This window comes from Rhodococcus sp. T9N, from assembly GCF_024436645.1.
In the GTDB taxonomy this organism is placed as follows: Bacteria; Actinomycetota; Actinomycetes; order Mycobacteriales; family Mycobacteriaceae; genus Rhodococcus_F; species Rhodococcus_F qingshengii.
Genome location: NZ_JAMSKS010000007.1, coordinates 181,385 through 205,241 on the forward strand (window position 1 = coordinate 181,385; position 23,857 = coordinate 205,241).

Annotated in this window: 22 protein-coding genes and 1 pseudogene; 9 read left to right on the forward strand and 14 right to left on the reverse strand. The window is 61.6% G+C overall.

What is annotated here, in order from left to right; translation table 11 throughout:
* The first annotated feature begins 82 nt into the window (after positions 1 to 82).
* Entirely contained in the window at positions 83 to 823 is a 741-nt protein-coding gene (locus M1L53_RS14510; protein WP_003943863.1) for an EAL domain-containing protein, read from the forward strand.
* A 28-nt stretch (positions 824 to 851) separates the two neighbouring features.
* Here M1L53_RS14510 and M1L53_RS14515 read toward each other — a convergent pair whose 3' ends face one another.
* A complete protein-coding gene (locus M1L53_RS14515; protein ID WP_030535740.1) occupies positions 852 to 1,505 on the reverse strand; it encodes a DUF4190 domain-containing protein in 654 nt (217 codons plus the stop codon).
* Positions 1,506 to 1,635: 130 nt separating this feature from the next.
* Here M1L53_RS14515 and M1L53_RS34875 point away from each other — a divergent pair, with 130 nt between their 5' ends.
* The 3 genes from M1L53_RS34875 (at position 1,636) to M1L53_RS14530 (ending at position 4,172) form a co-directional block, all read left to right on the forward strand.
* On the forward strand, positions 1,636 to 2,346 hold the full coding sequence (locus M1L53_RS34875) for an RDD family protein (protein WP_007731590.1): 711 nt from the start codon (positions 1,636 to 1,638) through the stop codon (positions 2,344 to 2,346).
* 8 nt (positions 2,347 to 2,354) lie between these two features.
* Positions 2,355 to 3,320, forward strand: a complete 966-nt coding sequence (locus M1L53_RS14525) for a hypothetical protein (protein ID WP_232319099.1) — start codon at positions 2,355 to 2,357, stop codon at positions 3,318 to 3,320.
* Between the two features lie 117 nt (positions 3,321 to 3,437).
* Complete coding sequence (locus tag M1L53_RS14530) at positions 3,438 to 4,172, forward strand: queuosine precursor transporter (protein ID WP_030535741.1); 735 nt, start codon at positions 3,438 to 3,440, stop codon at positions 4,170 to 4,172.
* On the opposite strand, the gene tgt is transcribed toward M1L53_RS14530, so the two are convergent.
* Positions 4,163 to 5,452: a tRNA guanosine(34) transglycosylase Tgt gene (gene tgt / locus M1L53_RS14535; protein ID WP_054188626.1), complete on the reverse strand. Its 1,290-nt coding sequence runs from the start codon at positions 5,450 to 5,452 to the stop codon at positions 4,163 to 4,165. The two genes, M1L53_RS14530 and tgt, sit on opposite strands and share 10 nt — an antisense overlap.
* A gap of 192 nt (positions 5,453 to 5,644) precedes the next feature.
* Between tgt and M1L53_RS14540 the strand changes: the two genes are divergently transcribed.
* The 5 genes from M1L53_RS14540 (at position 5,645) to M1L53_RS14560 (ending at position 12,427) form a co-directional block, all read left to right on the forward strand.
* The gene (locus tag M1L53_RS14540) at positions 5,645 to 6,436 is read left to right on the forward strand and encodes an enoyl-CoA hydratase/isomerase family protein (protein ID WP_020723626.1); all 792 of its coding nucleotides are present in this window, start codon (positions 5,645 to 5,647) and stop codon (positions 6,434 to 6,436) included.
* 26 nt (positions 6,437 to 6,462) lie between these two features.
* On the forward strand, positions 6,463 to 7,434 hold the full coding sequence (locus tag M1L53_RS14545) for an ABC transporter substrate-binding protein (protein WP_007731596.1): 972 nt from the start codon (positions 6,463 to 6,465) through the stop codon (positions 7,432 to 7,434).
* 119 nt (positions 7,435 to 7,553) lie between these two features.
* Positions 7,554 to 9,890 carry a CoA transferase gene (locus tag M1L53_RS14550; RefSeq protein ID WP_231782845.1) on the forward strand — a complete coding sequence of 779 codons (2,337 nt, stop codon included), beginning with the start codon at positions 7,554 to 7,556 and terminating at the stop codon, positions 9,888 to 9,890.
* 50 nt (positions 9,891 to 9,940) lie between these two features.
* Complete coding sequence (locus M1L53_RS14555; RefSeq protein WP_007731598.1) at positions 9,941 to 10,888, forward strand: zinc-binding alcohol dehydrogenase family protein; 948 nt, start codon at positions 9,941 to 9,943, stop codon at positions 10,886 to 10,888.
* 15 nt (positions 10,889 to 10,903) lie between these two features.
* Positions 10,904 to 12,427: an AMP-binding protein gene (locus M1L53_RS14560; protein ID WP_007731600.1), complete on the forward strand. Its 1,524-nt coding sequence runs from the start codon at positions 10,904 to 10,906 to the stop codon at positions 12,425 to 12,427.
* Between the two features lie 11 nt (positions 12,428 to 12,438).
* Here the strand turns inward: M1L53_RS14560 and M1L53_RS14565 are convergent, their stop codons facing one another.
* From M1L53_RS14565 to M1L53_RS14620, 12 genes and pseudogenes are all read right to left on the reverse strand, one after another.
* A complete protein-coding gene (locus M1L53_RS14565) occupies positions 12,439 to 13,341 on the reverse strand; it encodes an IclR family transcriptional regulator (RefSeq protein ID WP_007731601.1) in 903 nt (300 codons plus the stop codon).
* Positions 13,342 to 13,508: 167 nt separating this feature from the next.
* The gene (locus tag M1L53_RS14570; protein ID WP_007731603.1) at positions 13,509 to 14,333 is read right to left on the reverse strand and encodes an alpha/beta fold hydrolase; all 825 of its coding nucleotides are present in this window, start codon (positions 14,331 to 14,333) and stop codon (positions 13,509 to 13,511) included.
* Positions 14,333 to 14,653, reverse strand: coding sequence for a DUF362 domain-containing protein (locus M1L53_RS14575; RefSeq protein ID WP_007731605.1), 321 nt, complete (start codon positions 14,651 to 14,653; stop codon positions 14,333 to 14,335). The genes M1L53_RS14570 and M1L53_RS14575 overlap by 1 nt, the downstream gene beginning before the upstream one ends.
* A 3-nt stretch (positions 14,654 to 14,656) precedes the next feature.
* Positions 14,657 to 15,667: an NAD(P)/FAD-dependent oxidoreductase gene (locus tag M1L53_RS14580; protein WP_050655582.1), complete on the reverse strand. Its 1,011-nt coding sequence runs from the start codon at positions 15,665 to 15,667 to the stop codon at positions 14,657 to 14,659.
* 150 nt (positions 15,668 to 15,817) lie between these two features.
* Positions 15,818 to 16,606 (reverse strand): annotated as a pseudogene (locus tag M1L53_RS14585) (class II aldolase/adducin family protein); the annotation flags it as partial.
* A 10-nt stretch (positions 16,607 to 16,616) separates the two neighbouring features.
* Positions 16,617 to 17,453 (reverse strand): ABC transporter permease, encoded by an 837-nt coding sequence (locus tag M1L53_RS14590; RefSeq protein WP_019746502.1) that lies wholly within the window; start codon positions 17,451 to 17,453, stop codon positions 16,617 to 16,619.
* Positions 17,450 to 18,313, reverse strand: a complete 864-nt coding sequence (locus M1L53_RS14595; protein WP_007731623.1) for an ABC transporter ATP-binding protein — start codon at positions 18,311 to 18,313, stop codon at positions 17,450 to 17,452. Before M1L53_RS14595 ends, M1L53_RS14590 begins: the two co-directional genes overlap by 4 nt.
* The gene (locus tag M1L53_RS14600) at positions 18,310 to 19,293 is read right to left on the reverse strand and encodes an ABC transporter substrate-binding protein (RefSeq protein ID WP_007731624.1); all 984 of its coding nucleotides are present in this window, start codon (positions 19,291 to 19,293) and stop codon (positions 18,310 to 18,312) included. The genes M1L53_RS14595 and M1L53_RS14600 overlap by 4 nt, the downstream gene beginning before the upstream one ends.
* 204 nt (positions 19,294 to 19,497) lie before the next feature.
* A complete protein-coding gene (locus M1L53_RS14605) occupies positions 19,498 to 20,454 on the reverse strand; it encodes an NAD(P)-dependent oxidoreductase (RefSeq protein ID WP_019746501.1) in 957 nt (318 codons plus the stop codon).
* Between the two features lie 109 nt (positions 20,455 to 20,563).
* Positions 20,564 to 21,436 (reverse strand): alpha/beta fold hydrolase, encoded by an 873-nt coding sequence (locus tag M1L53_RS14610; protein WP_019746500.1) that lies wholly within the window; start codon positions 21,434 to 21,436, stop codon positions 20,564 to 20,566.
* A gap of 30 nt (positions 21,437 to 21,466) precedes the next feature.
* The gene (locus M1L53_RS14615) at positions 21,467 to 22,423 is read right to left on the reverse strand and encodes a catechol 1,2-dioxygenase (protein ID WP_054188629.1); all 957 of its coding nucleotides are present in this window, start codon (positions 22,421 to 22,423) and stop codon (positions 21,467 to 21,469) included.
* The gene (locus tag M1L53_RS14620) at positions 22,423 to 23,766 is read right to left on the reverse strand and encodes a M20 family metallopeptidase (RefSeq protein WP_007731632.1); all 1,344 of its coding nucleotides are present in this window, start codon (positions 23,764 to 23,766) and stop codon (positions 22,423 to 22,425) included. Before M1L53_RS14620 ends, M1L53_RS14615 begins: the two co-directional genes overlap by 1 nt.
* Between the last annotated feature and the right edge of the window lie 91 nt (positions 23,767 to 23,857).

Sequence of the window (23,857 nt, forward strand, 5' to 3'; positions counted from 1 at the left end):
AATCCGACCACAGTACCCACTTGCAGCATCCACGCTGACACGCACGTGCGGCACGGGCGACTCAGGACGAAAAGGAATACGCATGGTCCGCGAGCTTCGCGAGGCACTCGACGACCATCAATTCGAGGTGTTGTATCAACCCCAGGTCAATCTGAACTCGTCAGCAATTATCAGCTATGAAGCTCTTTTGCGTTGGCGCCATCCGCTGCGAGGGTTGATCGAACCTCAAGATTTCATGCGCTCCGCCGAATCCTCTGGGCTCATCATTCCCATCGGGCTACAAGCTCTGGAAATGATTTGTGCCCAAACAGCGTCGTGGCCTGAGCACATGATGGTCGCGGTCAACTTTTCGCCTCGCCAACTCGCTACCCCGCACGCCGCTCACGAGATCCTCGGAGCGCTCGACAGTTCACAAACGCCACTGAGCAGAATAATCGTGGAAGTCACCGAACTCGGCGTCGTAGGCCGGCATGCCGCCGAGACTCTTCACGTCTTGCACAACGAGGGAATTCGAATCGCGCTGGATGATTTCGGGGCGGGCTTCGCGTCCTTCTCCGCATTGTCGGAATTGCCGCTCGACATTCTCAAGATCGACCAATCCTTGACCTGGGCTGTCAGCGCAGCGGGTCGTGCTGGAGACCGCGCCTTCATGGTCATGGAGTCCATCGCCGACATCGCTCGGAAGCTAGGGCTTGATTCGATCGCAGAGGGCGTCGAAACCGCGGAACACGCAGCCAACGTCTTGCGGGCCGGCTGCGACATGGGCCAGGGCTATTACTTCGGCAAGCCACTTCCTGCGTCGTCCGTCGTCACTCCCGTGTGAGCGCTCGCCACTTCAGCACGACGACACTTCAGTACGACGACGATGCACTCGCTATGAGTGCGACCACGAGAATCACGGCAAAAATTGCCAAGAAGGCCGCGCCGACCGCAATTCCGGCTATCGCAAGCCCGCGCCCCTGTTGACCTGTCTGCTTGATCTGATTGAGCGCGACAATTCCCAGAATGATTCCGACGATTCCGCCGAGACTGTAGAAGCAACCACCCGCAAGCGATACAACCAGCGATGCAATTGCGAGACCATTGGTGCCGACCGGCTGCATCGGCGGTGCGTACCCACCCGCGAATTGATTCGGTTGACCGTACGGGTTCGGAGGTTGGCCGTACTGAGGCTGTCCGTATTGAGCCTGTCCGTATTGTCCGGGTTGCTGATATTGATTCTGCTGATATTGATTCTGCGGTCCGAAATTCTGCGGCGGCAGGTACGGGTTCGGTTCACCGATTCCGCCCGGCTGGGGGTTATTACCGGGCGGGTTGTACGACGGCGGTGGATAACCCGGGTACTGCTCGTTGGGAGTGGTATATCCGGGAACTTCAGGTGAAGACTGCGTTTCGGACGGGGACACGCCGTACCCCTCAGGAGGCAGGCTCGGAAATTCTCCGTACCCAGGTTTTGCCTGGTAATCGCTCGAAGAATCGTCGTTGTTGCCCCCGGAACTCGTCATACAACGCAGCCTAAACCACAGGTGACCTCCGAATCCAAGTGAGCAGATGTCATCCACATCGCTCTTTGATCCCAGTAGGGTCATATCCACTGTCACACTCGAGCGCGATATTTACGACTGAGGGGAACACATGACAACCGGTGGGTACGACCCCAACCAGAATCCAGAAGGCGGGAAGCAATTCCCACCCCAGGATCCATATGGCCAGCAGGGAACACCTCCTCCCGGAAGTTACCCCCCTCCCGCAGGCCCCCCGCAAGGCGGAAGCTACCCGCCCCCGCAGGGCGGAAACTTCCCGCCCCCTCAGGGTGGCAACTACCCGCCTCCCGGTGGATACCCGCCGCCGCCCCAGGGCGGAAACTTCCCGCCGCCTCCGCAGTTCAACGACCAAGGTGCGTACGGCGGAGGAAACCGGCTGCCCTCTGGCGCCGAAGCCGGTGGACTGGGTATTCGATTCGGCGCTCGCCTTATCGACTACATCATTCTCGGCCTAGTGGTCGGGCTCCTGATCATCTTCGTCGATTCGGGATACTGGATAACAGGCCTGCTGACTGCCCTTCTGACATTCGCATATTTCGTTGGGTTCGAGGTCACACAAGGTTGGACCCCAGGCAAGAAGCTCCTTGGGCTGTCGGTGAAGGCCCCGGGAGGCGCGGGCCTTCCCACTCCGCAGCAGTCCGCAATTCGCAACGCATTCAACCTCTTGTCGATCATTCCGATCATCGGAGGACTTCTCTCGCTCGTTGCGTACATCGTCATCGCGGTCACCATCAACAACAGCCCCACCAAGCAGGGCAAGCATGACGAGCTCGCTGGTGGAACTCAGGTAGTCAAGGGTTAGGTGCGCATATGACAACCGGTGGGCACGACCCCAACCAGAATCCCGAGGACGGAAAGCCATTCCCGCCCCAGGATCCCTACGGCCAGCAGGGAACGCCTCCTCCTGGGAGCTATCCCCCGCCGGCGGGGCCTCCGCAGGGCGGAAGCTACCCGCCGCCTGGTGGATACCCCCCACCTCCTCAAGGTGGCAATTACCCGCCGCCAGGTGGATATCCGCCGCCTCCACAGGGTGGAAGCTATCCCCCTCCCGGTGGCAACTACCCACCGCCCGGTGGATACCCGCCACCTCCCGGAGGCGGTAACTTCCCACCGCCGCCCGCCAACGACTACGGCGCAGGATTCGGTGGACCGCAGCTTTCTGTGGGTGCGGCAATTACCTACGGCTGGAACAAGTTCAAAGACAACGCATTGGTTTGGATCGGAATCTCGATCATCGCGTTCTTGATCGCCGGACTGATCCAGGGCGCTTTCAACGGTTTCGACTACACCAATACCGAATTCAGCGCGCTGTCGATCGTGGGTGGATTGGTCACCGCTATCGTCGGCTACATCATCCAAGCCGCATTCCTTCGTGGAGCGTTGAGCGAATTGGATGGAATCAAGCCGGCTTTCGGCACCTTCTTCCAATTCACCAACATCGGCGCAGTTGTTCTCGGCGGTTTCCTGGTAGCAGTGGCAACTTACGTCGGTTTGGCTCTCTGCATCATTCCCGGCATCATCGCGGCGTTCCTGCTCTACTACACGCTGACCTTCATCGTGGACAAGAATCAGGATGCGATTTCGGGCATCAAATCGAGTTACGCGTTGACCTCGTCGAACGTCGGAACGTTGGTCCTGCTGGCGCTCGCTCTGATCGGTATCAACATCGTCGGTGCGCTGCTGTGTGGAATCGGTCTTCTGGTGACGGCGCCCGTCGCGTTGATCGCCAGCACCTACGCATACCGCGTGCTGACCGGCGGCCATGTAGCTGCCTGATCCGTTCGTTTGCATCACCGAAGGCCCTGCGGTTCCACGTGAAACCGCAGGGCCTTCGGTGTGTTCTGCGCAACTGGACGGTCGCCAACTCGCATCCGAGCGCCTTGTGGTGCTTGGATGACGGACGTGACAGCTCAGGATCAGCAAGACGAATCGACCCACGAAACCAAATTTGCGCACGTCAGCCGGGGTTATTACCCGACGATCGTCGCGCTCTTCACCGCAACGCTGCTGATCTCGAACGTGGCGGCGACCAAGGGGGTCGCCTTCTTTGCGGATTCCGACTTCTCGCTCGGTCCCTTGCAGATTCTGCCCATCATCACCGATGGTGGATTCTTCTTGTTCCCGCTCGCCTACGTCCTCGGTGACGTGCTCAGCGAGGTCTACGGCTTCAAAGCGACCCGACGCGCGATCTACCTGGGCTTCGGCGCACTGATTCTTGCCGCTGCGTGCTTCTGGATTGCAGTGCAACTCCCGTCGGCAGAGTTCTACGAGAACCAGGCCGCCCTCGAAACCGTGGTCGGTGTCATTCCCCGGCTGCTGGTCGCAGGCTTGGCCGCCTACCTCGTCGGACAGCTACTGAACTCACTGGTTCTGGTCATGATGAAAAAGCGCATGCAGGAGAAGCATCTGTGGGCGCGACTGATCGGCTCGACCGTCGTCGGCGAATTCGCCGATACCCTCATCTTCTGTTCCATCGCGGCCGGTGTCATCGGCATCAGCACATGGGAAGACTTCATCAACTACGTGCTGGTCGGCTTCCTGTGGAAGACGCTTGTCGAGGTTCTGGTCATGCCGATCACCTACCGCGTCATCGCATACGTGAAGAAGCGCGAACCGACCTACGCCTGAGGTGCAGGCGTCTTCGCCGCGTAGAACTTTCCGAGCATGTCTGCCTTGAAGTCGTGGAAATACCCACCTTCGATGCTGGCTCGGATATCGTCGACCAACTTCACGGTGAATCGCTCGTTGTGGATGGTGCAAAGCGTCGACGCGAGCATTTCCTTCGCCTTGAAGAGGTGATGGATGTACGCGCGGGTGTAATTGGCGCACGTGTAGCAGTCGCACTCGTCGTCGATAGGCGTGAAGTCACGACGGAATCGGCTGGTGTTGATGTTGAACCTGCCGGAGCGGACGTAAATCGCAGCATTGCGAGCAACACGCGACGGGTTGACGCAGTCGAAAGTGTCCGCGCCGTTCTCGATTGCGACGAAGAAGTCGTCCGGTTCACTGATGCCGAGCATATGACGCGGCTTGTTCTCGGGTAGTTCCTCGTTACACCAACGCACGATCGTTCCGAGGTTCTGCTTCTCGAGGGCGCCGCCGATGCCGTAGCCGTCGAAGCCGTATCCGTTCTCGCCTTCGATCGACTCGAGTCCGCGGCAGGCTTGACGTCGCAGATCTTCGTACTGCGCGCCTTGGATCACGCCGAAGAGAGCCTGATAGGGCTTGTCAACGCGTTCGGCGGTGAGCTTCTCGTGTTCATTGATACAGCGGATCGCCCACGCCTGCGTGCGCTCGACCGATCGCTCCTGGTAGCCGCGGGTGTTGAGCAGCGTTGTGAGCTCGTCGAACGCGAACATGATGTCGGCGCCGAGCTGATGCTGGATCTGCATCGACACCTCGGGGGTGAAGCGATGCTTACTGCCGTCGAGGTGCGATTTGAACGTCACGCCCTCGTCGTCGACTGTCGCGAGACGCTCCTTGCCCTTCGCGATGACGTCGTCGGACTGCACACCGACGGCCTCCATCGCGAGCACCTTCTTGAACCCGACGCCAAGAGACATCACCTGGAAGCCACCGCTGTCGGTGAAGGTGGGCCCGTCCCAGTTCATGAACTTGCCCAGCCCGCCGGCCTCGTCGACGATGTCGGGGCCCGGCTGCAGGTACAGGTGGTACGCATTGGCGAGCAACGACTGCGCACCGAGTTCCTTCATGGACTCGGGCAGCACGGCCTTGACCGTGGCCTTGGTTCCGACAGCCACGAACGACGGCGTCGCGATATCGCCGTGCGGTGTGTGGATGGTTCCGGTTCGTCCGAGCCGGTCCTCGAGCCTGGTCCCAATGGTGAAAATCGACTCGGGACGCTTGTCGACGGAGGGCGCGGGCGGTGTCGGTACTGCAGAAGTCACGGGCTCAATCCTGTCACAGGAGCAAATATCGCCGTGATCACAGCGAAGAAAGTTCCTACGCGATCAGCATCCGACATTGGTCTACTGACCGAACCCGAGCGGTACCGCCGCGTGAGGGTCCCCACCATACTTCCCACTACACATCCCCCGGCTCGACCGGTTTACCCCGCCAACCCGCTGACAGGAGCTCACTTGACGAGACAGACCGGCCAGACCTACAACTTCGTCACCGTCGACGTCACAGACTCGATTGCAACCGTGACTATCGACAAACCTCCAGCCAACGCATTCAACCCCAGCATGATCGCCGAGCTTCTGGAGATACTGCCGGTACTCGCGTCGGACCAGACCGTCCGCGTCATTGTCGTGACGGGCACTGGACGGTTCTTCGTCGCCGGTGCGGACATCACCGTGATGCGCGAGCTGACGGAAGAAACTCAGCGCGCGATGCGCCCGTGGGTCGACGTACAGCGGATCCTCGAGTCGGCTCCCAAACCTGTCGTCGCGAAGATCAACGGGCACGCACTCGGCGGCGGAGCAGAACTGACGTTGGCCTGCGACTTCCGCATCATGGCGCAGTCGGCGACCATCGGCTTCCCCGAGATCGGACTTGGGCTTTTTCCGGGTGCCGGTGGCAGCCAGCGACTTCCACGCCTCATCGGGGCTCACCGAGCCAAAGTGCTCATGATCGAAGGCAAGCGCCTCAGCGCCGAGCATGCACTCGATATCGGCCTGGTCGACACCGTCGTTGCGGACGCCGACCTCGATGCGCATTGCGCTGACCTCGCACGCGAACTCGCGACGAAACCCACTGCCACCATCGGAATGATCAAACGCATTGTCGACGAGGGCATGTCGTTGCCGCTCGATCAAGCGCTGGATCTCGAATTCGAGGCAGTGCTCGACCTGATCAAGACGGACGACGCTGCTGAGGGACTTCAGTCATTCCTCGACAAGCGGTCCCCCACCTTCACGGGACGCTGACAGCTCCCATTTACCGAGAGGCCATCATGCTCAACAAATTTCAGAAGAAATGGGTGGGCGCAGTCGCTTCTCTCGCCGCCCTGACGATCGCCGTCAGCGGATGCACCCGCCCCGCTACCGACAACTCCGCCGAAAGTGGTGGCCTGGTACGGATCGCGGTAGGTGTAGACCCGTCGTACGCCCCGATTTTCCTCGCCGACCACGAGGGCATGTTCGAGGCCGCCGGCCTCGACGTCCAGGTCATCCAGACCGAAGGCGGGGCAGCAGGCGCCCAGAACGTCGTAGCCGGAACTTCGGAACTCTCCGGCAATGCCGACTCGACGGCACTGTCCGTCATGGCCGCCAATCCGAGCCTGCGGGCGCTGGGCGTATTTCAGGAATCCGACCGATACTTCCAGGTTGTACTGAGGAATGGCGTCGAGCCGAAGTCGATCAAGACCATGGGCGTCTTCCCCGGCATCGGCCTCTACTTCACGAACCAGTACCTGGCCAGTCTCGGCATCGACCCCACGACGGTCACACTCGTGAGCACAAGCCCGCCCGAACAGCCTGCTTTGCTGGCGCGCGGTGACATCGACGGCTTCCTGTCCTTCGACCCCTGGGTGACGCAGAGTGTCAATACCGGCGGGCGCGTTGTTGCCACGACCGGCGACTTCGGCGCCAAGTACGCCCAATGGATCATCGCTTCGGACAACTGGTTGTCCGCGAACGAAGAAACCGCAGGCAAGGTGTTCAAGGTGATCTCGGAAGCGTCGGCAATCGTGAACTCGGATCCGGATCGGGCTGCAACCGCAATTGCCGCGTCTATCCAGATGGACCCGGCCGAGGCCGCAGACCGGGTGACCCAAATCGATTTCGGTGGACGCGGATTCACCGAGGACGACGTGGAGCGCGCAAACGAACTTGTTGCATTCTTCCGCGAGCAGGGCAAGATCTCCGCGGACATCGATCCGTCCGCTGTCCTCCTCTCGGGATGGTTCGAGCAGAACGCCGCCTGAGCGGAGAGTGAGAACGGGTCCGGTGGGCAGACCGAAATCATGTCGCCCACCGGCCCGCAGAACTACGTTCGACTCCAGTCGGTTCGGCGATATCTTTCGATTGAAACGGAGTAGTTGTGGTGCATCCTTCGGTACGGGTCGTAGAGATTTCCAGTCCGTTTGCGCGATTCGCCGGGCGCATCCTGGTCGGGCTGGGTTTCGAGGTCATTCTGGTAGAACCACCCACCGGTGACCCCAGTCGCACCGAGTCCCAGGGTGATTCGTACTTGCATTGGCATGCGGGCAAGAAGTCCGTTGTCCTCGATATCGACGACAGCAACGATCGCCTCGCTTTCGAAGCACTGCTGCGCAGTGCCGACGTCCTGCTCGACGGCAGCGCGACCGGCGCTCTACGCGACAACCGAGGATCTCTCGTTCACGTACGAGTGACACCCTTCGGCACAACCGGACCGCGAAGTGACTGGAAGGCAACAAATCTGACCGTCGCGGCACTCGGCGGGATGATGGCCCAGGTCGGCGATCCCGAGCACCCTCCACTGCTGCTCCCCGAACTCCAGGCTGAGCAGCTCGCCGGAATCAATGCCGCAATCGGCGTGCTTCTCGGACTGCGTTCGCGATCCAAGGGCCACAACCCGTTGCTGGAGATCAGCGCTCAGGAATGTGTTGCCGCCGCGCTGGAAGCGGGCACTCTTGCCTACATTCACGAGGACCGCGTACCACCGCGTCCGGGCCGGGTACATCCGCTCGTTCCGCACGGACTGTTCCAGGCCGCCGACGGTTATGTCGGTGGCGGCCTCGGCGGTAGCCCCCGCATGTGGGACGGCATGTTGGCCTGGCTGATCGACAACGATGCTCAGGACGATCTCGATCAACCGGAGTGGTCCGACGCGGTCTACCGAAAGACGCATCAGGAACACATTTTCGACGTTCTGTCCGCCTTCATCGCGAAGTGGCCGAAGGAAGAATTCGCGGTCAGCGCGCAGTCACGCAAGTTGCCGTGGGCAGCGGTCGACCGGCCCGAAGAACTGCTGCGTAACCCGCAACTCAACGACCGGGACTTCTTCACCGACGTGACCGGAGATCACGGTACCTACCGCGATCTCGGGTTCGGCTTCGCTTTCCCCGAAGGCCGGCGCATCGGAACGCTCGAGGCTGCCCGGTTGGGCCAGCATCAGGAACTCTTGAAGGCCACCTCGCCTGTGGCAGTGAACGAAACCCACGAGTTCAGCGGTGGCAGCACGCCCAGCCTCGAAGGTGTCCGCGTCCTGGATCTCACGTGGGTGTTGGCGGGCCCGTACGGCACCAGAATCCTTGCCGACCACGGTGCCGATGTCATCAAGGTCGAATCGATCGGACGCCCGGACCCGACTCGCTTTGCACCGTTCATGCATCTCTCGCGAGGACCGCACGACAATCCGAACACCAGCGGGTACTTCAACGACGTCAACCGCAACAAGCGCAGCATCACACTCGATACCCGATCCGCAGAGGGCCTTTCGGTACTGCGCGACCTGATCAGGAACTCCGACGTCGTGGTCGAGAATTTCAGCTCGTCGGTCATGGACAAGATGGGGCTCGGCTACGAACAACTCCGGGAGCTCAACCCGGACATCATCTACGTGTCGATGTCCGGGATGGGTCACACCGGTCCTCGCAAGGACTGGGTGTCGTATGCCGACATCGTTTCGGCAAGTACCGGTTTGACCGCACTGACCGGCTGGAACGCCGATGACGTTGTCGGAGTCATCTACGGCCATGGCGACATCGTCGCCGGACTGCAAGCCGGCGTCGCGATGCTGGCAGCCCTCGACTACCGCGACCGGACCGGCCGGGGACAGCACGTAGACCTGTCACAACTCGAAGCCATGGCAGCGCACATGGGTACCAGCGTTCTCCGAGCCGCCCGGTCACAGTCCCCCGATCCGATCGGCAACAGCCATCACGAACTGGCACCACACGGCGTGTACCCGTGCCTCGGCAGCGACCGGTGGTGCTCGATTGCCATTCGCGATACCACGGAATGGAATGCATTGTGCCGCATCATCGAAGCAGAGAAATGGATCGGCAATCCTGACTTCGCGAGTGCAGAAAGCCGCCAAGCCGATCACGAACGTATCGACGACGCCATCGCCGACTGGACCAGGACTCTGTCACCCGAAACCGTCATGGAACGCTTGCAATCGGCGGGTATCGCGGCCGGCACCGTCCAGGACGGACGCGACCTGGTCGAGAGCGATCCACATCTTCGGGCACGCAGTTTCTATTCGGCACAGGAACATCCCCTCGCCGGAACATTCCTCCACGAAGGCATCCCCGTTCGCCGGAACTCCGAACCCGGCTCGATCCGACGCGCTGCGCCGGTGCTGGGCGCGGACACCGACGACGTCCTCGAGTCGGTGCTCGGATACAGCGACGAACTGATCGCCGGACTTCGCGACCAGTCGATCCTGTCCTGACCGCACTCATATTCAGTACATCCATTCACAGATCGCTACTAGGAGACACAATGCGCGCGGCCCGACTCCATCAGTTCGGCACTTCACCGGTCATCGACGACATCGACATTCCCACACGTGAATCCGGTCAGACGCTCGTGCGCATCGACGCTGCCGCGCTCGGCCATCTCGACATCACCGTCGCGAGCGGAAACTTCGGAGTCAAGCCGAACCTGCCACATATCGGTGGAACAGACGGAGCGGCGACGGTAATCGAATCCGACACCTATGAGCCTGGCACCCGCCTTCTGGTCCGAGGCGGCGGAGTCGGCCTGTTCAAGAACGGTTGCTGGGCTGAGTATCTGGTAGCGGCAGACAAGGCGTTCACACCCTTTGATCCCGCACTGTCGCCGGCCGTCGCCGCAACCTTCTTCCTGCCCAGCACAACCGGCTATGTTGCCGTCAACGACATTGCAGCCGTCGCTCCCGGCGAACGAGTTGTTGTCGCCGGAGCATCCGGCGCTGTCGGATCGATGGCAGCACAGTTCGCTCTGCTTGCCGGAGCGTCCGAGGTAATCGGTGTTGTACCGCGCGAAGATCAGGCTGCCTTGCTTCCGGAGGGTGTGCGTCCCGTCGTCGGGCAAGGCGACGAACTTGCCGGAGTGGTGGGATCCGAGCCTTCCGTCGACGCCGTGATCGACACGCTTGGCGGCGACGGCTTGCCGCACCTTCTGGCGAGTGTTGTCCCCGGTGGCCGGGCTGCCCTGATCGGATATACCTTGGGTAAGAGCCTCACCCTGGACTTACCGAACTGGTTGCTCAGCGATGTCCGGATCCTGCCCGTCAACATGATTCGCAAGACTGCCCGGCAAGCCGAACTGGCACCTGAAATGATCCGGCTGCTCATCGAAGGCAAGATTTCCGTTGCAGTGCAGGAGTTTCCGCTGGATGACATCGCAACAGCACTGCAGTTGATGGGTGAGGGCAAGGTTGCCGGCCGGGCCGTCGTCGTACCCTGAGGGATACAATTACCCATGCACCACGACGCACATGCCATTCCGCGCTCGCTTCCGGATTTGATCCGGAGGCGAGCTTTGGAGCGTCCGGAGCACCCGGCGCTCGTCGTCGACGGGATCACGGTCACCTACCGCGAATTGCGGGATCGTGCAGCGTCGATGGGGGCGGATCTCCGTAATCACGGTGTCGGCCGTGGGGAGCGCGTGGCGGCACTGTCCGGCAACAGGATCGAACTGGCAGACCTTGTTCTCGGATGCGCGTGGATCGGTGCGGTTGTCGTCCCACTCAATACGGCCCTCCGAGCCGACAGTGTTGCCAGCGCACTCGAACAGGCTGGTGTACAACGGATCCTGGTTTCACCCGAATACTCAGGCGCTGTAGCCGGATTCGACGGCACCGTGTGGGTCATGGGTGAACAGTGCGTCCCCACTGCCGGTTCGCATCCGGGCTGTGAGCCCGAGACCCTCGATCCGCTCGACCTGGCCGCGATACTCTTCACCTCCGGCACCACCGGTCTGCCCCGAGGCGTCCGATGCCCGCACGCGCAGTTCCTGCAGTGGGGCAAAGGCGTCGGCGCCTCACTCGGGCTCACCGGGGACGATGTGCTGTACAACTGCCTGCCGCTGTTTCACACCAATGCTCTCAATGCCTTTGTTCAGTCCCTTTGGGCCGGGTCTACTTTTTTCCTGGGACAACGCTTTTCGGTCCGCAATCATTGGCGCGAAGTTCGCGAGATCGGCGCAACTGTCGACTACCTGCTGGGTGCGATGGTGGCCATGTTGATGAACGCGGACCCATCGCCGCAAGACCGACAGCACAGCGTCCACGTGGCACTTGCCCCCGCAACGCCGGCTCATCTGATCGAACCGTTTGCCCAGAGATTCGGTGTAGAACTCGTGGACGGATTCGGAAGTACCGAAACCAATCTCGTGATCGGCACACTTCCGGGAGATCGGCGGGCCGGGTACATGGGGCGGGTGATGAGTGGCTACGACGCCGCAGTCGTCAACGACGGTACTGCGGCCGCAGACGGGGAGCCCGGCGAACTGGTGGTCCGCAGCACGATCCCCGGCGCCTGTTCACTGGGCTATCTGGGCGAGGAGATTCCGGCGACGGAGAGTTGGATACAGACCGGTGACAGGGTGATTCGGGAAGCAGACGGCTGGTTCCGATTTGTCGATCGCATCAAAGACGTGATTCGGCGCCGCGGTGAAAATATTTCCGGGGCCGAAGTGGAAACCGTTCTGGCGTTGCATCCGTCGGTCGGTCAGGTTGCCGTCTTCCCGGTACCGTCGGATCTGGCCGAGGACGACGTCATGGCAACTGTAATACTGCGCCCCGGAGTATCTTTCGACCCCATTTCGATTCTGGAGTTCTCCCAGCAACAGCTGCCGTACTTTGCACTTCCCCGGTACATCGACGTCGTGGACACGTTGCCACTCACCGAAACCGGCAAGGTACAGAAAGCAGTGCTACGTGAGAGGGGCGTCGGCCCACACACCTGGGACTGCGAGAAGAGCGTGTTCCGCGCCCGGCGATAGACCGCGCCTCGCTACTTGCCGCAACCGTTGAACGAACACATCACCGGACTGCAGATCGTGCGCAGAGCCAGCGGGTCGCTCGGCGAATGTGTGCACTTCATGGCATGAAGTTTTCGGGTGATTCCGGCGCCGGCAGTGCGCAGGGCCCCGGTGATGCGGCTGACGTTGAGGCGAGCCGTCGGCGCTGTCACAGACAACGCGCCGGCCAGAGTGCGCGGGCCGCTGAACACCGGCACTGCGACGCTCATGTACCCGAGCCGTGTCTCCTCGACCTCCACCGCGAGTTGTTCCTTACGCATCCGCTCGGTTTGCTGGCGCAGCACGCTGACGGACATCGTCGTTCGACTGGTCAAGGCGGTGAAACCCTGCTCGACTACCTCGTCGAAGACCGATTGCGGGGAGAAGGCAAGGATGATCTTGCCGGTGGCGGTGCAATACAGCGGGAGCCGACCGGCCACCCGCGACTGCTGATTGAGCCCGCGGTGTCCGATGATCTTCTCGATGTAGAGGACGTCGATGCCGTCACGAACCGCAAAGTGAACCGTCTCCTGCGTCGCCAGCAGTAGGTCCTCCATGTACGGCAGCGCCGCGTCGCGCAGAATCCGCTGACGCGGCACCAATTGGCCCAGCTCGAACAATCGCAGGCCGAGCCGGTACTTGGTACCCGCGCGCTCGAGCAATCCCCACTCGACCAGCTCGCCGGCCAACCGGTGAACCGTCGCTTTCGCGACCCCACTGCGCCGGGTGAGCTCCGTCAGAGACAGGTCACTGTGGTCGGTGTCGAAAGCGTCCAAGATCATTCGAGCCTTGCCCAGGACCGAGGACAGTTCACCTGCAGGCTGCGATGCAGCGGTCGTTTCCGACGCGATGGGTAGTACGGATCCGAACCCGACGGATTGTTGTGGAGCGGCCATGAGTGTCCTCCTGAACGATCTGTGACAGCCTGCCGAGACCGAGTGCCACAACGACCGAGATCGGTCGGGGTCCTCGTTAGGTGCAGGTGCTTCGAGACTGACACTATGGTGACGACACGATGAGACGCACGCCACACGGTCCGCTCAGTGAACCCGTCCCGCAGAGTTTACACGGGGCGCCTACCTGCGTAATTCTCCAGAAACATGCGGACGGCGGATGCAATCTGCGGAGCGTGCTCCTCGACGAGTGCGACGGTCCCCGATTCGACGATCTCCGTTTCCACCACTGCCGCACCCGTCAGGTGTGCACGCAACGGCGCAATGTTAGGCATCGAGAAGGGATCCTTCTGCGCGCCGATCAGCAAAACCGGCGCAGTCACCGAACCGACTCTCGCCTCCATGACGTAGCGGGCGCAGGCTTTGTGCCCCTCCGCCGGATCTACCCGGTAGGCAAGCGCGTCTCGGATGAACCTGTCGAGCAGTGCGGTGCCTGGTTCGGGGTAGTAGGGGCGACGCATCTCCCACAGCCTGGTGAGATGGCTACCGTCTGCGGCCCGGTCGACGCAGTCGATCCCACCGGGTCCCGAGTGCCCCTCGCGGTAGTTGCGGTCGGTCCACGGGCACGACGAGAGCACGGCAGCGTGCACCCTCTCGGGGCGTGATGCCGCCATCTCGAGCGCCACTGCCGCACCGGTGTGGTGACCGATGACCGTGACTCGATCGACGCCCAGGGTGTCGAGCAATTCCCACGCGCCTCGCGCATAGGTCTCGATGGTCTGCGGGCCGGGCACCGGAGCACTGTTGCCGTACCCCGGCATGTCCATCGCGACAACGCGGAAGTCGTCGGCAAGGAGTGGAATGAACTCGCGGAACTCGTCCCACGACCGGGGCGCCTGATGAAGCAGGAGAATCGCCTCACCCGAACCTTGCTGCGCGTAATGCAATTGCCCGAAAGACGAATCAACGTATCCGAGTTGCAGGCCGCCAGCCATCAGAACGCCGCAACCATCGGGGTATCGACGCCGACGATGTCGATCTTTGCCGAACCACCCGGATTTCCGACGGGCTCGCTACGGGTAGGCAAGACCTCGAGGAAGAAGCGCTTGTTGTCTTCCTTGAAATCCGGGTCTGCTTTCCGGTCGACGGTGATCGCCTCCACCGGGCAGGCCAATTCGCAAGCGCCGCAATCGATGCATTCGTTCGGGTTGATGTAGAGCTTGCGATCACCCTCGTAGATGCAATCCACGGGGCATTCTTCCATGCACGATCGGTCCGTGTAGTCGATGCATGCTTCACCGATGACAAATGCCATTGCCTAGCTCTCCTGTTCGGTGGAGTGTCCAGGGAAGATTTCTGCTTCCGGATCCAGCACTGCCGCAGCGTTGTTCACCGCAGTCGCGGCCTCGCCGAAACCGACGGCGATCAAGCGGACCTTGCCGGGATAGTCCGTGATGTCCCCGGCGGCATACACACGCGGAACATTCGTCTCCATCCGTGTGTTCACCGCGATGTGGCGATTGTCGATCTCGATTCCCCACTCCATCATCGGACCGAGGTCGGCCGTGAATCCCAATGCAGCGATGACGGATTGAGCGGGCAGCGTGGACGTGCTCTTGTCTTGTTTGTGGGTGATGTCGACCTCGCCGATCCACCCGTTTCCACGTACCGCCGAGACATCGGCGTTGACGAGAACCTGGACACTGCTTTCCTGCACCTTGGCGACTGTGGATTTGTGCGCGCGGAAACGATCTCGCCGGTGAACCAGGGTGACGGACTTGGCAATCGGTTCCAGGTGAACGGCCCAGTCGAACGCGCTGTCGCCGCCACCGACGATGACAACGTCTTTCCCGGTGTGCGCCGACAAATCCGGGACGAAGTAACTCAGCCCCCGATCCATGAACTCCGAACCCTTCGCCAACGGACGCGGGGTGAAGGTTCCGATGCCGCCGGTGATGACAACCGCGCCGGCCACCACGACCTGGCCCGTGCTGGTGGTGATCCGCACCCGGCCGTCGTCGTCATGCGACAGCTCACGAGCCTGCATGCCCAGAAGGTACACCGGATCGAACGGGGCAGCCTGCGCCATCAAACCCTCGATGAGGTTGCGTCCCTTGACCGAAGGGAATCCCGCGATGTCGAGGATCGCCTTCTCCGGGTACATCGCACTGACCTGTCCCCCCGGTTCCGCAAGGGCATCGATCACGGCAACCGAGAGGCCGCGGAAGCCTGCGTAGTACGCGCCGTACAGCCCGGCGGGGCCGGCACCAATGATCAGAATATCGACGCCGATCTCGTTGTCGGTCGCCGTGGAAGACGTTTTGTTCACACTCGATACGGTATTGCGCCGACGGACTCACGCAAATGAAACCGGTCCGCTCAACAGACCTCGGTAACAGTTGCGGGACAGCACGAAAAGGGCCCGCCGACCTCTCGGTCGACGGGCCCAATGCTCGCAGGAATTCAGTGCGCGAAGAATTCAGTGCGCGAATACCTCGGGTTCGTCTGCTGCGATCTTCTGGATGATGGTCGAGTACGCAAACCACCCCACCTTCTCGGTGCCGACTGCTTCGTAGGTCTGCGCCGCGATCTTCTCGTGCAGGACAACCGGATCACCGGCGGCTCGCGCCGTCAACTCCGCCTGCATCGACCGCTCCATCGACACATACCACCACACTGCGCTCTCCACGGAAGTTCCGACGGTCAGATGACCGTGGTTGGTGAGGATCACGGCCTTGTTCGATCCGAGGGCATCCGCGATGCGAATCCCCTCCTCTTCGTCCAGCGCCACCCCGTGATACTCCTCGTAGATCGAGTGATCCTCGTGAAAGGCGCACGCGTCCTGAGTGATCGGCGTTAGGCGGGTGTGCAGCGAGGAGAACGCCTTACCGTTCAAACCGTGAGCGTGAACAGCTCCGATGACGTCGGGACGAGCCTCGTGAACCTTGCTGTGGATGACAAACGCTGCTCGGTTGAGCGGTCCGTCTCCGGAAATGACCGCGCCGTCCGACGCCACATGCAACAATTCCTCCGGCTGAACCTGGGAGAAGTGCCGCCCGAACGGCGCAGTCCAGAAAGTCTCCGGATCTTCTGGGTCTCGGGCGGTGATATGTCCCGAGATTCCCTCGTCCAAACCGAATTTCGACAAAATCCGATACCCGCCGATGACAGCGGTCTTGCGACGACGCCGCTCACTCTCGATATCGGTGAACTCGGGCGGTCCCGGAATTCCGGCCTGCTCGGCAATGCTCAGCGGGTGATTCATGCTGCGCTCCTGACTATTTGACGCCGTAACGTGCGAGGTACCGCGAGGACAGAATGCGGAGAATCCGGTCGAAGATGAAGCCCATGATGCCCAGGACGATGATGCCGACGAACGTCCAGTCGATCCGGCCGTAGTTTCGAGCCTGCCAGATCATCGAACCGATACCCTGGTCGGCGGCGACGATCTCCGCCGACACGATGGTGAGGAAGCTGTTGCCCATCGCCAGGCGAGCGCCCGTGACGATGCCGGGGATCGACGACGGCAAGACCACCGTCTTCATGATCTGAAGTTTGTTGGCACCAAGATTTGCCGCTGCCTGCAGTTTGTTCTCGCTGATCGCTACAGTCGCGGCAATCGTGCTGACCGTGACGATGAATACCGAGGTGTAGAAGATCAGAACAACCTTCGACGTCTCACCGATGCCGAACCAGACGACGGCGAGAGTGACAAACGCAATAGGCGGAATGAACCGGAAGAACTCGATGTACGGATCGAGGAGCTGTCGCACGATGGAAATGCGGCCCATCAGAATTCCGACGGGAGCACCGATCACGACACCCAGGAACCAGCCGATGAGAATTCGCTGACCCGATGCGGTGATCGACGACCACAGAACGCCGCTCTCCCACAGTTCCTGTGCCGCCGACCATACTTCGGCCGGTGATGCAATGGTGGTCGGCCCGTACCACCACGCCAGGAACGACCAGATGCCCAAACCGATTGCCGCTGAGGCTGCATACATCAGCGTCGCTTTGACAATCTTGGATCGCCGCGCCGACGAACGCTTTTTTGTCTCCGCCACCTTCGCTGTTCTCACACCGGCTGAACCACCGGTCACTACAGCCGTCACAGCTCGTCCTCCTCAATGCCTTGGTTCCGCAGCGACGCAACCACTTCTGCCCGAATGTCGTCCCGCAGCTTCTCGTAGAGCTCGATCACCTCGGGATCGTTGCGGTCTCGCGGACGAGCCGCATTGACCTCGTAGACGCTCTTGATCCGGGCCCGCGGGCCGGCCGACATCACGATCACACGGTCAGCCAACGTCAGTGCCTCGTCGATATCGTGAGTCACGAATACCACGGTGCAGCGGGTGTGCCGCCAGATACGGTCGAGTTCGGTCTGCAGAACCTGACGAGTCTGAGCGTCCAACGCACCGAACGGCTCGTCCATGAGAACCAACGACGGCTGGTTGGCAAGAACTCGTGCGATCTGAACACGTTGCCGCATACCGCCGGACAGCTGCGAGGGGAACTTCGCACCCGCGTGGGGCAAGCCGACCATCGCGAGGTACTCGGCCGCGATACTCGCCTGCTCGCTGCGGTTCGCTCCACGCATCCTGGGGCCGTAGGCCACGTTCTGGCTCACGGTCATCCATTCGAACAACGCTTCGGAGCTCTGAAACACCATGCCGGCGTGGCGGTTACTGCCGGCGACGACATCTCCGTCGCACACGATCTCGCCGGCGCTGGGTTCCACGAAGCCGGCCATGGACGACAGCAGCGTCGACTTGCCGCAGCCACTCGGACCGAGCAGACAGACGAATTCACCTGGCTGCACGTGCATGTCGATTCCGGCGACGATCTCCGCCGCGCCGAAGCTGATTCCGAGGTCGACCACGTCGATGGCAACACCGGTGTTCTTCTTGCCGGGGCCGGCTGTCCCCGCGCTATTCGTCGAGCTGGTCGTTGAACCACTTGTTGCGATACTCACTGTGCACCATCCTTGTACCAATCCAGAAGCATTGCCGATTCGAGATCCGGCTGGTCGCTGAGAACACCGATCGACTTGTAGAAATCTACGATCGATTGAGCCGACTCGACATCCGCAGCTTCGAGATTCACCACGGCGAAGTCGATCTCGTCCACCGCGGCAATAGTCTGATCCTCGCTGACGTTCACAGCCGCCTTGGTCGCGGACGCTGCCACGCCCGGATCCGACTCGACCTTGCGCGTTGCCTCGTCGAGCACCTTCGCGACGGTTCGCGCTGTCTCTTCGTTGGCCGACAACCACGGAGCCGTCGTGATCGCCCAATGATGATAGAACCAGCCGTAGTCTCCGGTTACTGCCACCACGTGGCCGGTTCCCTGATCCAGGGCGGTGGCCGGCCACGGCTCCCACAGGACAAACCCGTCGATGTCGCCGCGACTGAGCAGTGCGGGCATGTCCGTCGGGGTCGCCGAGATCATCTCGACCGAACCGGGGGCAATGGAATTGGCAGCGAGGTACTTGTCCGTCGAAATCTGGCTGAGACCCGGGACGATGCCCATCTTCTTGATCGCAGCCGGTGAGTCGACACCGTTACGCAGCACGACCTTGATGTAGTCACCCGACGCCTCGTACGAGTACATCGCGCGCAACGACGGATTCTGACGCAACTGGGCGATCGTTGTCGTATCGGAGCTACCGGCGATCTGGACCTGCCCGGTCGAGAGTGCGTCGACGGCCTCGCCACCACGACCGAACTGGACGAGTTCGACGTCCAAACCGGCAGCGTCGAACATGCCTTCCTGATCCGCTACGAAGAACGGAGCGTAGGAAGCATCGATTCCGACTGCGATACGCAGTGGTCCACTTCCGGCAGAATCAGCTGTGCTTTGCGTCGCCGGGCGGCTGCATGCGCCGGTTGCAACGGTCAGCAGCAGCGCAGCCGAAACAAGAGCAGTCCTTCCAAACTTTGACAGCGAGGCCATCTACTCACACCTTTGTTTGTGATCTGTGCCGCAGTTGCGGGTCGTGGAGAGCAAACCTAGCTGTGTGTACCTACACCCGAGAACCAACCGGGTCCACCGTGCGGACCGGGGACAGGAACTTACCTCGGCGAAACACTGCACCTGGAGGAACGTGCGGACCGAAATACTTCGGTAACACGGCCCTCGATCACAATGTCCACCGAATCACAATGTCCACCGAATTGTCTGCGAGCGCAGCGCACTGGCGACATTCTGCGCCGTCATCGAATAGATCGACGCACGCGCTCCGGCGCTGCCGCCGGCGACGTGCGGGCTCAGGAGGGTCGAATCGAATCCACGGAGCGGGCTCGAAATCGGTAGTGGTTCAACGTCGAACACATCGAGGGCAGCGCCGCCGACATGCCTGGAACGCAAGGCACGCGCCAATGCCGCGTCGTCGACGACAGCGCCGCGCGCCACATTGACCACGATCGCTCCGGTGGGCAACTGCGCAACTCGATGGGAATTGATCAGTCCCCGAGTTGATTCCGTAAGCGGGACGGCCAGCACCAGGACATCCGCGAGAGGCAGTAACTCGTCGAGTGACACAAACGTCGCAGCCACAGTGTCACGCGGTCTCGAACGCGCGGTGACATAGACGTCGCAACCGAAGGCGGCAAACAATTCTGCACACCGGCGGCCGATCGAACCAACACCTACGACGCCGACCCGGCGCTGCGCCAGATCGCGGCAATCGCGCGTCAGGATGGATTCCTGTGGCCATCGACCATCGGTAACCTCGTTGTGCGCCCAGAACATGGAGCGGCACAACACACCTGCCGCGAGCACTGCCCACTCCGCAACCGAGTTCGCGTTTGCACCGGGAGTATTCGCCACCGGAACTCCGGCGGCGCGCCAGGCTTCGGCATCGATGAAATTGGTTCCGGCACCAGGCTGTTGGACGAGGAGCACATTCCGGCCGAGCTCTGCTTCCTCCTTGCCCAGTGGCAGATCACCACTCCAGTCCCCCACCACGACGTCGCATGTCGGCAACTCCGCACGGAGCGCCCCCGTGGTGCGCTCAGGTAATCGAACTACCTCCGCCTCACCCCTGACGGCGTCACGGATTGCGGTACCGAGTCCGTTGTCGGCGTCGGCCGTCAGCAGAAGTACTTTCTTCACGAGAACTCCTTCGCTGTAAGACGATGACTGTACCTTCGAAAACGCGGAAGCCGGCCTCCCAATCGAGAGACCGGCTCCATTACGCAGCAGCATATTTGGCAGGAACTTCTCAGATAGCTGCCTTCGCGCTGGCTGATGCCTTTGCCAAGAACTCGAGGCTCAGCGGGTTGTACTTCGCTGCCTGCTCGTGCTGCGGCCAGTGACCGCACTCCGAGTAGAGTTCGAGCTGAGCGCCCGGAATATCCTCGGCCATCTTCTTCGCTTCCGGAACATCACCGAACGGATTTTCCTGACCCCAGACCACAAGAGTCGGCGCCTTGATGAGTGCCATTCGATCCGGGCGCAGCAGGTTCCGCTGGCGAACCTCCATCTCCTGCAGGGAAAGGAGGTTGTGGATGTTGGCGACAAAGTCAGGCTGATGGTAGATCCGGTGACGAGCCTGAACCAATTCCTCGGTTGCATCGGCGGGATCATGCATGAGCAACTGCATACGTGCGCGGGTCAATTCGATGTCGTCACTCTGGACGGCCTTCGCGGTCGACGTCTTGATGCGCTCCATGACTACCGGGTTCGCGACTGTTCCGCCTGCTGCCAGCAACTGCAGCGACAGAACACGTTCGGGCTGCTCGCTGGCCAGGTAGGCAGCGACCCAACCACCGAGGCTTTCACCCACCAAGTGCACACGGTCCAGTCCGACCGCGTCGAGGTAGTTCACCAAATGCTCGACGTAGCGCGGAATCTCGTACGGGTAGTCAGGCTTGCCGGTGTAACCATGGCCGAGCATGTCGATCGCGTGAACCCGGTAAGACTCGGCGTGCGGTGCAATATTGCGTGCAAATGCCTCGAGGTGTCCGCTGGTGCCGTGCAGGAAGATCACGGCCTCGTCACCGGATCCTGCCTGCAGAGAGCGCGTGGGCACACCGCCGGCGTCGACGGTCGTCAACTCGAAATCGAGCCCGGCAAGTTCGTTCCAGATTGTCATCAGAGAAACTTCCTTTACTGAAGGTGCAGATTATGTTGTTGCGCTGTCTGTTCCAGCTGGATCGAGAATCGTGACACCCATACCGGTGAGCCACTCGGGAATCGCTTCGTAGGCAAGGCGTTCACCCGGAACGTAGTCGAGCATCGCGGCCATCATGAGCCAGGTCCGCAACTCCTGCGCACCGTTGCCCGCCTCGTCTTCGATCTGCTGCGTCGTGAACTCGGCAAGCTCACTTGCCTTGCCGCTGGCAAACAGATCAAGAATTCGGTCATCGAACTCCGGAGTGATCGCGGCATCGGCTGCGCGGATGATCTGGCGTCGCCGGACGTCGTAGTCGGACCAGTTCTCCCGGCCGTCCAGCCAGGCTTGAACCATGAAATCCTCGTCCTCACCGTGCGGATCCCGCCAGTCCGGCCAGGGCAGACGATGAGACAATCCACCGGACGCGATCACCACGACCCGGGTATCCGCCGGATACGACGCAACGGCATCCCGCAGGGCCTTCGCCACTTCCTCACATCGCTTGAACGTCGGGAGGGGCGGCGCGAATACGTTGACCACCAACGGAACTATCGGAACATCGATTCCGTCGAGAAGGTACTGAATCGCGTGAGACTGACCATGATCGATCTGCAATCGCGCCGAGTAGGCAAGATCGAACCGGCCACCTTCGATCAGCTCGTTTGCAAGGTGCCTGGCGAACTCCACGTCGACCCGTTGCGGCCCCTTGGGTGTTCCTGACTCGCCACTGGAAATGCACTCTCCGACGCCGAGAGTGAACGCCGGAATCAGATCCAGCCAGAAACCGCGAAAGTGGTTGGAGCCGAAAATCAAGACAACATCGGGTTTCGACGCCGCGATCTTCTCCCGGCTCAGATACAGCGCGTCCCGGAAGCGTTCGGCCTCCGCCTTGTGCGTCGTCTCTTCCCAATGGGTGTTCATCAAGGTGCTGTGGGAGGCACCGATACCCAGAACTATCTTCGCCATCAGTCGATTCCTACTTCCTCGAGCGAGCGGGTGACGGTGTCGAGGGCCACTCGGATCAGATACTTCGTAAATCTCTCCGCCGCAGCCAGGTCCACAGTGTTCATCCCCATCGCGAAGTCCACCTCGAACGGTGCGTCGACCACCTTGGGCATACCCACCCGAATCGTCGGGATGCCGCGGCTGCGCAGGATGTTTGCGTCGGTGGCTCCACTCGCGTCGAAGAAGTCCTGATGCGGCTCTCCTTCGGCAGCTTCCCACGCGTGGACTGCGGCGCGGCGCAACCACATTCGAGGGTCGGAACCCTCACCGGGGATGGCAAGAACCTGTTCGACGTCGATCTGCAGATCCAGCGATTGTGCGATCTCCGCAACGACGGCTTTGAGTTCGCGCTTGGCCGCGGTGGGCGTCGTCCGCGGGCTGAGCCGTAGATCAACGGTAAGGCGCACCTGCTCGGGGGTGAACGACGCTGTTCGCTCCCACCCGCCGCGGATGTTGGCAACGATCCCCTGAGGCGCAACCAAACCGTCCTGATGCGCCGCCGAGTACTTCGGGAACCATTCCTCCAACTTGGCGACCACCTCGCCGGCTGCGGTAATCGCGTTGCGGTACGGCAACCGGTGGCGCGAGCCGACGTAGGTGTGCAGACCGTGCACCGTGATCTCGAACCAGGCCAGTCCCACTTCTTCCCAGGAGACCGTCCAGCCGGGCTTGGCGATCAACGCGCAGTCCGCCCACACTCCCTGTTCCAGGAGGAACGAGCAGCCGACGCCCTGGCCGGTGTTGCGTCGGGGGTTTCCGACACCGGGGCGGGCATTGGTCGGCATACCACCGGCGCCGAATCCGAGCACCAGGTCACCGCGGAGCGGAATACCGGCTGCGGCAATTGCTTCGGCCGCCGCGACAATGCAGACGGCGTGGCCTTTGGGGTTCGACGCACCCAATCCGATCACGTAGTTCTCGTCGAACTGGGCGTGCGGCGTCAGATCCGCTCGCAGCTCATTTCCCACCCACGGCAGGTCTTCCGCCGGATCGCCGGTCGTGACGGTGTCGATCGGCGCATACAGCAACAGGTCCGGTCCGGACCCGTCACCGCGGAGCCTTCCCCACGAGTTCGCTTGCCGATCATCGAGATCCATTGTGTGGGCCTCGATGCCCGACGCTGCCAGGACCGCCGTGATGTGGCGGGCCAGCGGTGCTTCGTCACCCGTCGGACTGGGAATGTTGACCACCGAAGTGGCGAGATCCCGCAATCGCGCACGATCGACATGGGCGTAGGCTCGCTCGACCCATTCCCGGCGCTCGTCGCCTAGGCCTGCGAGAGCATCGGCCCTCGCAGTGGTCATGGATTGACCTGATGTACCTGAGTATTGCTGCGCTCGCCGGCCAGCTGCCACAGCTTGGGAACTGCCACTGCAACAGCGGCACCGATAGCGA